We start from the raw sequence: 13,266 nt of genomic DNA on the forward strand, positions 1-13,266 counted from the left end.
CCGTGAGCGCCCCGGCACCCCAGGGCCCCGCTCCCGGTCAGGCGTAGCTGTGCAATCCGCTGAACAGGTAGTTCACCCCAAAGAAGTTGAACAGCAGACAGCCAAAGCCGATGAGGCTGATCCACGCGGCTTTCGGGCCCTGCCAGCCCGCTGTGGCACGCGCGTGGAGGTAGGCGGCGTACACGATCCAGGTGATGAAGGACCACACTTCCTTGGGGTCCCAGCCCCAGTAGCGGCCCCACGCCTCGTCCGCCCAGATCGCCCCGGCGATCACCCCGAACGTCCACAGCGGGAAGGCCAGCACGATCATGCGGTGCGCGATCCGGTCCAGCAGTTCCGCGCTGGGCAGCTTGGCGGCGATCGCGCTCACCTGCTGGCCGAGCGCCTGCTTGACTTCGGTGCGTCGCGCCAGCAGATAGGTGATCGTCGCGGACCCGGACACCATGAATGCCCCGGTCGCCAGGATGAGCGCGGAAACGTGGATAGCGATCCAGTAGGAGTCCAGCGCCGGGACCACGGGGCCGCTCTCCGAGTACAGCCAACGCACCGCGATACCGAGCAGCAGCAGGACGGGGACCAGCACAAACGCACCGAGGTAATGGGCCCGGTAACGCATCGCGGCAAAGAGGAACGCCGCCACCCCGCACAGGCAGATCGCGATGACGAACTCGAACATGTTGCCCCACGGCCAGCGTCCCACTGCCAGGCCGCGGGTGACGATCTGGGCCAGGTTGAGCAGCAGGCCCACCGCGGTCATGGCCATGCCGATCTTGCCGACCACGTGGCGGGACGCTTTGGCCTCGGGCTCCTGTTCCCGCAGGCTCACTTTCAGGTCGCTGTTCTCCGCTTCCGAGGCGCCGACGGCGACCAGGCGGGTGCCGGTCAGCGACTGGCGGCGTCCGTAGGCTGCCTCGAACACGAAGAGGAACAGGGCGACCGCATAGACCAGGATCATCCCGAGGACAAGGTTGTCGCTGAGATTCGACAGCGCGGGGTCGACCGCGCTGCCTGCCGCGAGAACGTGCACCGCTTACTCCTTCTCCATGTCTGCTTGGCAGTCGGAACGCCGCAGCCGTTGGTTCAACTGGGTGGCCAGTTCGTGGAACCGGCGCAGCGGCGCGGCCCCCTCGGTCTTGGCAAGCCCGCCGATCTCGACCACGGTACGCCCGTCTGCTCCGCGGCGGGCACGGACCCATACCCGTCGCGGCTGGACGAACAGGGTGCACAGCAGCCCCAGTACCGCCGCCACCGCGCTGGCCAGCGCATACGGTCGGGCAGGGTCGCTGGCGACCAGCAGAGTGACGTAGTCGCGGTACCCGGTGAACTCGATCGTGGCGCCACCGGGCAGCTCCCAGCGGTCGCCTACAGCCAACGGAGCAGAGTCGCCGATCTCCTCCATGCGCTTGGTGTACAACTGGTACACCGACTGGGGGTTGCCGCTGTCCAATCCGAGGTCGCCGACAAAGCCCTTGAGCACCACCATGGGGTTGCGCGCGTCCGGGAACTCCGAGACGAGGTCGCCGTTGTCGTCGGTGGCCGCTGAGGGAAGGAACACCCCGGTGAAGCCCAGCTGCTCCGGGGCGATGTCGGGGACTTTCACCACCCCGTCGGAGGTGAAGTTGCCGTCTCCGCGGTCCAGGAACGGCACCGCCTGCTCGAAGACCACGTGCCCGTCGGCGTCGGTGACCCGGAACGTAGGGGCGTAGCCGTGGCCGAGCAGGTAGACCTGGGCGCCGTCGACGCGGAGCGGGTGGTTGACCTCCAGGATGTGGGACTCTTCGGGGGCGTCCGGGTGCTCCCGGTAGGTGAGGTCGGCGCGGTAGCTCGCGGCTTGGCCGGCCATCCCGCCCTCCTCCACGAAGGAGGCTTCGAATTCGTCGAGCCGGATCCAGAACGGCTGGATCTTGGCCGAGTCCACCGCGATTCCCGGGTAGAAGGCGTCGTAGGAGGTCAGCGTGTTGGCGAACGCGTCCTCTTCGATGAGGAGGACGTTGCCCCGGTAGCCGAAGAACGCGGTGCACGCCACCGACACGAGCAGGCCCACCAGTGACAGGTGGAAGACCACGTTGCCGGTCTCGCGCAGGTAGCCGGTCTCCGCGGATAGCGAGTCGCCGTAGTCGGCGATCCGATGCCCGCGCAGCAGACCTCGTGCTTCGGCGAACACCTGCTCTGGGGTGGCGTCGGTCTCGAACGTCGCCGAATAGGGCATCCGGTCAAGGCGGCGCGGGGTCTTCGGCGGCCGGGCCCGCAGCAGCCGGTAGTGCGCTCCCGCACGGGGCAGTACGCACCCCACGAGCGAGACGACCAGCAGCAGGTAGATCGCCGCATACCAGGGCGAGGAGTAGACGTCGAACAGGAAGAACCGGTCGAGCACCGGGGCGAGGTCGGGGTGCTCCAGGAAGTAGTTCTGGACCTCTTCGACGCTGACGCCTCGCTGGGGCAGGAGTGAACCCGGGATCGCGCCCAGGGCGAGCAGGAAGAGCAGGATGAGCGCGGTGCGCATCGAGGTCAGCACCCGCCACGCCCAGCGCGCCCACCCCAGGGGGGACAGCGCGGGTGCGGCGGGCGGCGCCTGCTGCGGTTCGGTCACCGTGCTCGATTGGCTTGGGGTCACTGCTAGATCACCGTGGTGAAGTTCGCGGTCCAGCCCTGCATGACGGCGGTGATGTCGGTCCACAGGCCCGTGACGAGCAGCAGGCCCACCACGACCAGCATCGCGCCGCCCACGCTGGTGACGAGACGGTAGTGGCGTTTGACCCAGTCGAAAGCTCCCAGCGCTCTACGGTAGACCAGGGCCGCGGCCACGAACGGCAGGCCCAGGCCGAGGCAGTAGCTCAGCGACAGCAGCGCTCCCCGGCCCACGCTCCCTTCGATGAAGACGAGGGACTGTACCGCGGCCAGGGTGGGGCCGATGCACGGGGTCCAGCCCAGGCCGAACAGGATGCCCAGCAGCGGGGCCCCGGCCAGACCGGCCCCGGGAAGCCGGTGGACGCGGAACTCGCGGTTGAACCCGGGGATGAGGCCCATGAACGCCAGCCCTAGAACGATGGTCAGCGCCCCGAGCACGCGGGTGATGACCGCGGAGTAGTCGAGGAGCAGCCCGCCGATCCCGCCGACGAACACGCCGACGGCCACGAAAACCGCGGTGAAGCCGGCGATGAAAAGCAGGCTGCCGGCGAGCATGGTCCACCGGCGAGAGGCCATGAGGTCGTCCACTGTGGCGACTCTGCGCTGGCCGTCGGCTGTGGTGGTGTGCACTTCTCCTCGCCGGTGCGCCGCGATGTCGGCCCCGGTCAGCCCGGTCACGTACGAGAGGTATCCGGGAACGAGCGGCAGCACGCACGGGGAAAGGAAGGAGACCAGTCCGGCGGCTGCGGCCAGCGGAATGGCGAGGAAGAGGGATCCGGAGAGGACAGTCTCAGCAATCACTGGACATCAGCGTCCTCGGCGGCGACGGTGCTGACCAGTTCCGTCAGCTCCTTGTAGTTGGTAGCGCCGATCACCCGGGCTGCGATCCTCCCTTGCCGGTCGATGACCAGGGTGCTGGGGATCGCCTGCGGGGGGACCGTGTCGCGGAAGGCTTGCGGGATTTCGCCTGACTGGTCGTAGAGGCTCGGGTAGGAGACGTCCTGGTTGCGTTCGAACGCCTGCGCAGCGGTGCGGTTGTCCTTGATGTTGACGCCGAGGAAGCTCACCCCTTGGTCGGCGTGCTCGGCGTTGACTTCGTTGAGGACGGGCGTCTCCGCGCGGCAGGGGGCGCACCAACTGGCCCAGAAGTTCATGACGACGACGTCCCCGGAGTAGTCGGCGAGGCTCACCGGATCCCCGTCGAGGGTTTCTCCTTCGACTGCGGGCGCTTGTTCGCGGTCTTCGGAGGGGAACAGCGTGCTGGAGCCGTCCCCGGAGATGTAGCGGTCGTCTTCGGTCGCCGCCCCGGTGTCGATTTCCTCGGCGCAACCGGCCAGGGCAGCCAGCACCGCCACGGCGGCAAGACCGCGGAGCGCGGCAGCGCGCACTCGGGGGCCTGGTCTGGTGAAGGGCATCGCGGAAGAACCTCGTCAGCGGGATGCGGCAGACAATGCATCAACAACGACGAAGTGTAGTAGACGCCCTGGTGACCGCTGCGCGGGCCCGTGGCTAGCCGCTCGGACACTATGTGGGGGCGGCGCAGACTGCGCCGCCCCCACATAGTTCGCGTCTCAGCCCGCGTGGACGAACGCCTCGCGGAGGTAGTTGTCCACGTCACGCTTGGGCACCCGGTAGGAACGCCCCACCCGGATAGCCGGCAGCGTTCCGGAGTGCACCATGCGGTAGACCGTCATTTTGGAGACGCGCATGATCGCGGCCACCTCGGCCACCGTCAAGAACCGTACTTCGCCCAGTGATCCCTTGCTCCCGCTCATGTCCCGACGCTCTCTTTCCCGGACGTGCACCCGCGTTGTCACCTGAACGCGACCGTCCTCCCGTTTTCGTCCGGTCGCGCTCACGTGTCACCCAGCAACTTTCGATCCGTCCGTTCTCAGAGTAAATCTCGGGTCACGTCATTAGAAGGGTGTTTTTCGCTCTCGGTCACTATCGCTGCCCCAGGCCGGAGGGCGAGGTTTGGCCTGTGGGTACACCATGAGACGCACCGCGAAAACTCATGGGATGATCTGCTCTTTTCCCGGTCTTTTTTGCGGTGGGAAAGCGTGGGGAACGATTTTCAGGCCAGCCCGGCGCGGTAAATAACGTAGTCCGAAAGCGGGCGGTACTCGTCGGGAACATAACCGTCGTCGAGCGGCACCGTGACATGAAGTTTTCCTTCATGTTCGCCCAGGAAGAGCGCAGGATCGTTGCTGTCGGCGAACCCGATCGTCGGCACTCCAGCCTCACCTGCCGCGCCAGCAAAACCGTGATCGGCGATGACCAACTGCGGCCATGGCCCACCCGTTTCAGACAGTTGGGCCAGTACCGCCCGCATCGCAAAAGGGTGGTGACTGTGCTGGGGTTCTGTGCCGTCCGTCACCATACCCACGTCGTCGCGCCAGACCAGGGTGCGGCGGGTCGGCGGGGGTCCACCAGGAGCGTCATACGAGTAGCCGGCCGCGGCCGTGACCACCGTGCACCCGTGGTCGACGAGCACATCTTTCCACGCCCGGTAGAGCTCGGCCAGATTGTTGGGGTGCCCGGTGGCCACCATGATGCGTTCGCGGTCGCGTGCGGCTTGCGCGAGCCGCTCCGCGACCACCTCGAGGGCGTCGACCGTGCGGTCCGGGTCGATGGTGTCGATTCCCTGCACGTAGTCTTCGTCCGCGACCACGCCGCAGCGCTGCGCCATGAGCGCCAGCACGTCCGAGAACGTCCACTTCCGCTGGAAGGTCAGGCCGAACTGGTGGTAGGGGTCTCCTTCGACAAGCCGCCGGTAGTGCTTGAGGTTGTTCTGCCGCGGAGTGGCGACCTGACCGGCGATACCGGTCGTCACCAAATAGTCGATGAGTTCCGCACGGGAGGGCGGCTTCAAGACAGACCCCCTTTATTTCTTTTTCCGGTCAAGCCAGCACCGATCGGCCTTTGTCGGACCATTGTCGATGATTCCGCCGCCCGTTGCACCGTTTTCCGGTGCGGCTGGAACGCCTCCCCTGCGCTGGCCGGCCCGCCTCGGGGTGCAGGCGGGCCGCCTCACATCATCGGGTCGATGCCGTGGCACGGGAACACCGCGGCCCGGGTCGCCCGGATCGCGCGGTCCACCGCGTCCGCCGGGTCGAAGCCCGCTTCGAACGGGACGTAGTCGGCTTTCCGCCCGTCCGTCATGTGCAGGGGCGGGACCTCGCCGGTGCGTTCCTTGACGAACTCGTGCCACTCATCAGGGGTGCGGGTCTCCGGGTCGATCGGGGTGCCCGCGGCTTCGGCCAGCAGGTGGGTCCACGCACGCGGCACCACCTGCACCAGCTCGTATCCGCCGCCGCCGAGCAGCACCCAGCGCCCTGCGGCGGTCTCCTTGGCCAGCTCGTGGAGGGCCTCGTAGGTCCGGCGCTGCCCGTCGATACTGAGCGTCAGGTTGGCCAGTGGGTCGAGGGTGTGGGTGTCGCAGCCCTGCTGGGTGACGAGCACCTCCGGCTGGAACTCGCGCAGCAGCGGCGGGACGATGGCGTGGAACGCGCGGAGCCACATGGCGTCGTTCGTCCCCGCGGGCAGGGCCACGTTGACCGCATAGCCTTCCGCGTCCGGGCCGCCGATCTCCTCGGGGTACCCGGTGCCGGGGAAGAGGGTCAGGGGGGACTCGTGCAGGCTGATGGTGAGCACCCGGGGGTCGTTGTAGAACATCTCCTGCACCCCGTCACCGTGGTGGACGTCCACGTCCACGTAGGCGACCCGTTTGGCGCCCTGCTCCAGCAGCCAGGCGATGGCGACCGCGGCGTCGTTATAGACGCAGAATCCCCAGGCCTTGTTGGGCATGGCGTGGTGCAGGCCGCCCGCGATGTTCGCGCCGTGCTCCGCCTCCCCCTGCCACACGGCGCGCGCCGCCGCCACGGACGCGCCTGCAACCAGGGCGGACGCTTCGTGCATGTCGGGGAAGACCGGGTTGTCGCTGGTGCCCAGCGCGTACTTCATGTTGGGTTCCAGGGTTTTCCCTGCCTGCTTGACGGCAGCGATGTAGTCGCGGCTGTGGACAAGCTCCAGCAGGGCGTCGTCAGCAGGCTCGACCGGTGCGAAGGAGACACCGGGCGCATCGAACACGCCGAGGCGGCGGCAGAGCTCCATGGTCAGCTCGACCCGGACGGGCGCAAGTGGATGCTGCGGGCCGAAGTTGTAGCTGGTCAGCCCGTCATTCCATGCGATGCGCAGTGAACAAGCCATGCGCCCTCCCCCTCGGTGACAGTGTTCTTCACCACAGTAGTTGACCGGGCCTGCGTGGTAGCGCAGGGGACCCCGCAATCCGCCTGCTGGCCTCAGCCTTCAGCGAGTTCCGCGCTCCGCCGGCACGCGGCTTCCACCGCGTCAGCGAACGCGCTGCGCAGGCCGTGGCGTTCGAGTTCCCGCAGGGCAGCGGCGGTCGTTCCCCCGGGCGAGGTCACTGCTTCCCGCAACAGGGTCGGATGGTCCCCGGAGTCGCGCAGCATTGCCGCGGAGCCCACCGCGGTCTGGGTGACGAGCCGCTCGGCGGTCGGCCGCGGCAGCCCCAGGAGCACTCCGGCTTCGATCATCGCTTCCGCGACGAGGTAGAAGTAGGCAGGGCCGCTTCCGGAGAGGGCGGTGACCGCGTCCAGGTGCTTCTCCGGTACGCGCACGACCTCGCCCACCGATCGGAGCAGGGTCTCCGCGCGGTCGAGGTGCTCCTCAAGGGTGTGGGTTCCGGCTGCGATGGCGGTCATCCCCTGGCCGACCAGGGCAGGGGTGTTGGGCATGGCTCGGACCACGGCGGTCTCCGCGGGAAGGTGCTTTTCCAGCACGGCTGTGGTGATTCCGGCGGCTACGGAGATCACCAGGCGCCCGGGGGGCAGTGCCGGGGCAATCTCGTTCAACGCCGCGACCATGTCCTGCGGTTTGACTGCGAGCAGCAGCGTGTCTGCGCGGGCGGCGGCTTCGGCCGGGGAGGCGGCGGCGACCCCGTAGCGCTGGCAGAGTTCTGCGGCGCGGTCTTCGCGCGCTTCGCTGATGAGCACCTCCGCGGCGTCCCGCCCGGTGTGGAGGATTCCGGCGAGCAGGGCTTCACCCATCCGCCCTGCCCCAATGATCGCGATCATGGAGTCACACCCTTCTCACGTTGCCCAGTAGTGGGCGGTGGACCGGTCAGGGCGGGGGTTGTCGGCATCCGTCCCGTGCCGTGGCTGTCCCGGCCCCACCGCTCACCGCGGTGGCGGCCCGGTGTCGGCGCGCCCCGCCGGTCGTCCAGTGCGAGGATATTGCGGGCGGAGCGGCGGCACGGTTACAAATCCGCGGCAGCCCCGTGCCGAAGGCCGCATGCGGGAGAGGGGCGCGATCTGGTACCGGTGCCGGTCAATCGGTGCTGACGGTGCCGTCGCTGTGGACCGAGAACACACGCAGGGCGGGAGCAGGCACCGAGCGCACCACGATCTGTTCGCGTTCCGGCTGTTCGCTGCGGGGCTCTGGCGGCACGCTCCGCGCGAAGTGGAGGCGGGTGAACGCGAGGGCTTCGGCGAGTTCGGTGAGCCGGGTCTCCCGGTCGGACTTGCGGGTGTTGACTTCCAGGACGATCTGGCCGCGGTAGTCGTTGTTGGCGAGGTGTTCCAGGAGTTCCGCGCACGGCTGGTTGCCGCGGCCGGGGATCAGGTGCTCGTCGAAGTTCTGTCCGCCGACGCCGTCAGCGAGGTGCACGTGGGAGAGGCGGTCGCCGAGCTGCCGCGCCATGTCCATGGCGTCCGACTGCGACATGGCGGTGTGGGAGAGGTCCAGGGTGACGTTAGGGTAGTCGCGGTCCAAGGGGTTCCAGCTCGGCGCGTAGGGGACGACTTCTTTGCCCCGCATGCGCACCTGGTACATGTTTTCGACCGCGAAGATCACGTCGGTCTCGTCCCGCATCTTCAGGATGCCGGACTCGAATTCCCGGGCGTATTCGCGCTGCCATTTGAACGCCGGATGCACCACAACGGTCGTTGCGCCCAGCGCTTCCGCCATCTCTTTCGATTTGATGAGTTTGATCCAGGGGTCCCGCCCCCACACCCGCTGGGTGAAGATCAGGCACGGGGCGTGAATCGCGGTGATGGGAATCTGGTGGTACTCCGACAGCCGACGGAGCATGTCGATGTCCTGGCTGACCGGGTCTGCGGTGACCATGACTTCGATGCCGTCATAGCCGAGTTCAGCGGCGATTTCGAAGGCCGCTGGAGTTTTCTCCGGGTACACCGACGCCGTCGAAAGGACGACGGGGGCGTCTGGAACCTGGATAGCGTTCACTTGAACCACCATACGTGCTGTCGTCGTGAAATTCCCTGCCGCACCAGTGGCCCGTGGGGCGGCGCGCTGCGCTGCCAGGCCGCTGCGGACATCCCCGCGTCGTCGTAAGGGTCATCCAGGGGAACAACGCGTGCCGCGAAGCGATTCCCTTCCTTCCCCAGTGAAGCGGAGCACCGTCCCGCCGTTCCTGGGAGACGGGTCGGCGGAGCAGGCGGACCATGGGTGTGGGGCGGGGGTTCGTGTGCTGGTTGTGGGATGCGGCACTGGGATGCTGCCGCAACGCTCCGCGGTGGGGGCGCGGGGGCTGGTCGGGGGAAAACCGCGCCGGTGACGTGCCGAAGCGGCGTGGGCGTGTGTGCGGACTCTGCCCTATGCCACGGTACACGCCCCAGCCTCGCACACCCGGAGCATACTTCTCGCCCCCTGCCGGCAGGTGGGGACGGACCGGCGAGGCGGAAAGCCGCGGCTGTCCGCGGCACTGCTGTCCCCGGGCCGTGCCGGCGCGCCCTGTCCCGCCCGCGGTGGGGCAGGGCAGCCCAGGCACGCAAGCGTCCCGCGCTGCAGCCCGGGGCGGTCCCGGAGCGAGCTGCCGGGACCGCGGTGCGGAAACCTGGGGAGCGGGGGCCATGGACGTTGTCCTCCGATGCGGCGCCCGGTTGATTCGGGCGTACTTGTCTGACGGTGCACAGCGCCGTCTGGTTCGATTCCCGGCCGACTCTGCGGGGACCGGGTTCTCCCCAGGCCGGCCCGGTGTGTTCCAGCCGGTGCCAGACAGGCGATAGCGTGCGGGTATGGCACGGGCAGCGAAACGGACGTTCCGGTGTACCGAGTGCGGGTGGACCGCTCCGAAGTGGGTGGGCCGGTGTGGAGGCTGCCAGGCGTGGGGCACGGTGGAGGAGGCTGCCGGCTCTGCGGCGAGCGGGGTGGCTCCGATCCGGGCGGGGACGCCCGCGCGGCCTATCGCTGAGATCGATGTGGAAGCGGCCCAGGCCACACCCACGGGACTGGCGGAACTCGACCGGGTCCTCGGGGGCGGGATGGTTCCCGGCGGGGTGCTGCTGCTCGCCGGTGAGCCGGGAGTGGGCAAGTCCACCCTCCTGTTGGAGGTGGCGGCACGCTATGCCGCGCTGGGCCCGGTGCTGTATGTGACGGGCGAGGAGTCGGCGGGGCAGGTGCGGCTGCGCGCCGAACGGGTAGGCGCGCTGGCGCCCAAGCTCTACCTGGCTGCGGAGACAGAGCTTCCTGCGGTTGCCGGGCACGTGGACGAGGTGATGCCTCGCCTGCTCATCGTGGACTCGGTGCAGACCATGAGTGTCCCCGAGGCGCCGGGAACCCCGGGCGGGGTGACCCAGGTCCGCGAGGTGGCTGCGGGACTGATCCGGTTGGCGAAAGAACGCGACATCGCCACAGTCCTGGTGGGTCACGTCACCAAGGACGGTTCGATTGCGGGCCCGCGGGTGCTGGAGCACCTGGTGGACGTGGTGCTGCAGTTCGAGGGGGACCGGCATTCGCAGCTGCGTATCCTGCGCGCGGTCAAGAACCGCTACGGCCCCACCGATGAGATCGGCTGCTTCGAGCTCACCGACTCGGGGATCGTGGGGCTGCCAGATCCGAGCGGCCTGTTCCTCACCCGGCGTACCGAGCCGGTTCCCGGGACCTGTGTCACGGTCACCGTGGAAGGGCGGCGCCCGTTGATTGCCGAGGTGCAGGCGCTGGTGGCGCCCACGGCCCTGCCGCAGCCGCGCCGCGCCACCTCGGGGTTGGATGCCGCGCGGGTGGCGATGGTGCTGGCGGTGCTGGAGAAGCGGGTGAACCTGCGCATGGGTGCGGCCGACGTCTACACCTCCACGGTGGGCGGGGTGCGTCTCGTGGAGCCGTCGGTGGACTTGGCGCTGGCGCTCGCATTGGCCGGGTCGCACACCGATATGGCGCTGCCGCCCGGCATGGTCGCTATCGGCGAGGTGGGGCTGGCCGGTGACGTGCGCGTGGTCAGCAGCCTGCCGCGACGGCTCCAGGAGGCGCGGCGGTTGGGGTTCACGACCGCGATCGTGCCGGCCGGGGCCGACGATGCGGTCCACGAGGAAGGGCTCACCGTCGTGGAGGTCACCGACCTGGGGCAGGCGCTGCGCACCGCGTTCCCTGAGCTGCGGCGCTGAGCTGTCGGAAGGGGCGGTGGCAGGCCGTGCGCAGCGTGCGCGGTTCTCGCCCGGACACGTCGCAGGCGGGGATGTCTGTTCTCTTTCGGGTCGTCGCCGGGGGACATCCCAGGGGTTGTTACTTGCGGTAACGGTACATTGACTTCTCTCCACCCCCTGCTTTATGGTGATCCGCGCCACAAAAGTGGCGAACGGTGAATGAACTCTTCCTGAATCTTCTCCTGGCTCCACTGAAGTTTTCTCCTTCCATTCGGGAGCGCACCCTGCGCTTTTCGTCCCCCCACGCCTCTGCGGAGGCGTGTTCCCCGAAAGGACTACCGGCAGTGGGCAGAATGACCCCCCTGACGCGACGACTGCGTGCCGGAGCAGCCGCGATCGCGATCGGAGCGTCTGCTCTTATCCCCCTGACTTCCTCCCCCGCAGCCGCCTCAGGCACCGCTGACTGGCTGCACACGGACGGCAACCGGATCGTGGACTCCGCGGGCAACGAGGTGTGGCTCACCGGAGCCAACTGGTTCGGCTTCAACACCAGCGAACGGATGTTCCACGGGCTGTGGGCCGCCAACATCGAGGACATCACCAGTGCGATGGCCGAGCGCGGCATCAACATCGTGCGTGTCCCCATCAGCACCCAACTGCTGTTGGAGTGGAAGAACGGCCAGGCCGGACCGAGTGGAGTCAACGAGTACGTCAACCCCGAACTGGCGGGGATGAACACCCTCGAAGTGTTCGACTACTGGCTGCAACTGTGCGAAGAGTACGGCCTCAAAGTCATGCTTGACGTGCACAGCGCGGAGGCCGACAACTCCGGGCACTACTACCCGGTCTGGTACAAGGGCGATATCACCACCGAGGACTTCTACACGGCCTGGGAGTGGGTCACCGAGCGGTACAAGAACAACGACACCATCGTCGCCGCAGACATCAAGAACGAGCCCCACGGCAAAGCCAACGAGACCCCGCGCGCCAAGTGGGACGGCTCCACGGACATCGACAACTTCAAGCACGTCTGCGAGACCGCCGGTAAGCGCATCCTCGCGATCAACCCGAACATGCTCATCCTGTGCGAGGGGATCGAGATCTACCCCAAGGATGGGCAGGACTGGTCCTCGACCGATGGGCGGGACTACTACTCCACCTGGTGGGGCGGCAACCTGCGCGGCGTCGCCGACCACCCCGTCGACCTGGGCGCCCACCAGGACCAGTTGGTCTACTCGCCGCACGACTACGGTCCCAGCGTGTTCGAGCAGCCCTGGTTCGAAGGCGAGTGGAACCGGCAGACCCTGACCGAGGACGTGTGGCGTCCCAACTGGCTCTACATCCACGAAGACGACATCGCTCCGCTGCTCATCGGCGAGTGGGGCGGCTTCCTGGATGGGGGCGACAACGAGAAGTGGATGACGGCGCTGCGCTCGCTCATCATCGACGAGAAGCTGCACCACACCTTCTGGGCGCTGAACCCGAACTCGGGTGACACCGGCGGCCTGCTCAACTACGACTGGACAACCTGGGACGAGGCCAAGTACGCGTTCCTCAAGCCTGCGCTGTGGCAGGACGCCAACGGCAAGTTCGTCGGCCTGGACCACGATGTGCCGCTGGGCGGGGTGGGCTCCACCACCGGTGTGTCGCTGAACCAGTACTACGGCGGGGGCGGACCGAGCCAGCCGCCCACGGAACCCACGGAGCCGCCGACGGAGCCCACGGAGCCGCCGACGGAGCCGACGGAGCCGCCCGCCAACCCCACGGGTGCGCTCGAGGTCTACTACCGCAACAACAGTCTTGCGGCCGACGACAGCCAGATCGCGCCGGGGCTGCGTCTGGTCAACACCGGAAGCAGCACGGTCGACCTGGCTGACGTGGAAATCCACTACTACTTCACCAACGAGCCCGGCGGTACCCTCCAGTTCACCTGCGACTGGGCTCAAGTGGGCTGCGCCAACGTCAACGCGTCCTTCACGTCGCTGTCGGCTCCGGGCGCCGACACCTCCCTGGTGCTCACCCTCAGCGGCAGCCTCGCTCCCGGGGCGAGCACCGAGCTCCAAGGCCGGATCCACACCGCGAACTGGGCGAACTTCGACGAAAGCGACGACTACAGCCGCGGCACCAACACTGACTGGGAGCTCAGCGAGGTGATCACCGCATACCTCGGCGGCACCCTGGTCTGGGGTACGCCTCCCGCCTAAACCCCTGGTGTACCGAGAGGAAACACGAAGGA

The 13,266-nt window shown here is 67.9% G+C and carries 11 protein-coding genes; 2 read left to right on the plus strand and 9 right to left on the minus strand.

Annotation, left to right across the window (positions count from 1 at the left end; all coding sequences use genetic code 11):
- Positions 1–37 precede the first annotated feature (37 nt).
- From ccsB to TFU_RS13495, 9 genes are all read right to left on the minus strand, one after another.
- Positions 38–1,027 carry a c-type cytochrome biogenesis protein CcsB gene (gene ccsB / locus TFU_RS13455; protein WP_011293124.1) on the minus strand — a complete coding sequence of 330 codons (990 nt, stop codon included), beginning with the start codon at positions 1,025–1,027 and terminating at the stop codon, positions 38–40.
- 3 nt (positions 1,028–1,030) lie between these two features.
- Entirely contained in the window at positions 1,031–2,614 is a 1,584-nt protein-coding gene (locus tag TFU_RS13460) for a cytochrome c biogenesis protein ResB (protein WP_011293125.1), read from the minus strand.
- A gap of 2 nt (positions 2,615–2,616) precedes the next feature.
- On the minus strand, positions 2,617–3,429 hold the full coding sequence (locus TFU_RS13465) for a cytochrome c biogenesis CcdA family protein (protein ID WP_011293126.1): 813 nt from the start codon (positions 3,427–3,429) through the stop codon (positions 2,617–2,619).
- Positions 3,426–4,043 (minus strand): TlpA family protein disulfide reductase, encoded by a 618-nt coding sequence (locus TFU_RS13470; protein WP_011293127.1) that lies wholly within the window; start codon positions 4,041–4,043, stop codon positions 3,426–3,428. Before TFU_RS13470 ends, TFU_RS13465 begins: the two co-directional genes overlap by 4 nt.
- Before the next feature lie 156 nt (positions 4,044–4,199).
- The gene (locus TFU_RS13475) at positions 4,200–4,403 is read right to left on the minus strand and encodes a helix-turn-helix domain-containing protein (RefSeq protein ID WP_016189267.1); all 204 of its coding nucleotides are present in this window, start codon (positions 4,401–4,403) and stop codon (positions 4,200–4,202) included.
- Positions 4,404–4,702: 299 nt separating this feature from the next.
- On the minus strand, positions 4,703–5,500 hold the full coding sequence (locus TFU_RS13480) for a phosphatase (protein WP_011293129.1): 798 nt from the start codon (positions 5,498–5,500) through the stop codon (positions 4,703–4,705).
- Between the two features lie 158 nt (positions 5,501–5,658).
- Complete coding sequence (locus TFU_RS13485) at positions 5,659–6,837, minus strand: acetoin utilization protein AcuC (protein WP_011293130.1); 1,179 nt, start codon at positions 6,835–6,837, stop codon at positions 5,659–5,661.
- Between the two features lie 92 nt (positions 6,838–6,929).
- A complete protein-coding gene (gene proC, locus TFU_RS13490; RefSeq protein ID WP_011293131.1) occupies positions 6,930–7,724 on the minus strand; it encodes a pyrroline-5-carboxylate reductase in 795 nt (264 codons plus the stop codon).
- 253 nt (positions 7,725–7,977) lie between these two features.
- Complete coding sequence (locus tag TFU_RS13495) at positions 7,978–8,895, minus strand: sugar phosphate isomerase/epimerase family protein (protein WP_011293132.1); 918 nt, start codon at positions 8,893–8,895, stop codon at positions 7,978–7,980.
- Positions 8,896–9,686: 791 nt separating this feature from the next.
- On the opposite strand from TFU_RS13495, the gene radA reads away from it, so the two are divergent.
- Positions 9,687–11,051 (plus strand): DNA repair protein RadA, encoded by a 1,365-nt coding sequence (radA, locus tag TFU_RS13500; protein ID WP_011293134.1) that lies wholly within the window; start codon positions 9,687–9,689, stop codon positions 11,049–11,051.
- Positions 11,052–11,383: 332 nt separating this feature from the next.
- On the plus strand, positions 11,384–13,234 hold the full coding sequence (locus tag TFU_RS13505; protein WP_016189270.1) for a cellulase family glycosylhydrolase: 1,851 nt from the start codon (positions 11,384–11,386) through the stop codon (positions 13,232–13,234).
- The last annotated feature ends 32 nt before the right edge of the window (positions 13,235–13,266 follow it).

Source organism: Thermobifida fusca YX (assembly GCF_000012405.1).
GTDB classification, from domain to species: domain Bacteria; phylum Actinomycetota; class Actinomycetes; order Streptosporangiales; family Streptosporangiaceae; genus Thermobifida; species Thermobifida fusca.

Bases quoted from the DNA above. Each gene is read 5' to 3' on its own strand.
- radA (WP_011293134.1), top strand. From the start codon at position 9,687: ATGGCACGGGCAGCGAAACGGACGTTCCGGTGTACCGAGTGCGGGTGG.
- proC (WP_011293131.1), bottom strand. From the start codon at position 7,724: ATGATCGCGATCATTGGGGCAGGGCGGATGGGTGAAGCCCTGCTCGCC.
- TFU_RS13475 (WP_016189267.1), bottom strand. From the start codon at position 4,403: ATGAGCGGGAGCAAGGGATCACTGGGCGAAGTACGGTTCTTGACGGTG.
- TFU_RS13485 (WP_011293130.1), bottom strand. From the start codon at position 6,837: ATGGCTTGTTCACTGCGCATCGCATGGAATGACGGGCTGACCAGCTAC.
- TFU_RS13505 (WP_016189270.1), top strand. From the start codon at position 11,384: ATGACCCCCCTGACGCGACGACTGCGTGCCGGAGCAGCCGCGATCGCG.
- TFU_RS13470 (WP_011293127.1), bottom strand. From the start codon at position 4,043: ATGCCCTTCACCAGACCAGGCCCCCGAGTGCGCGCTGCCGCGCTCCGC.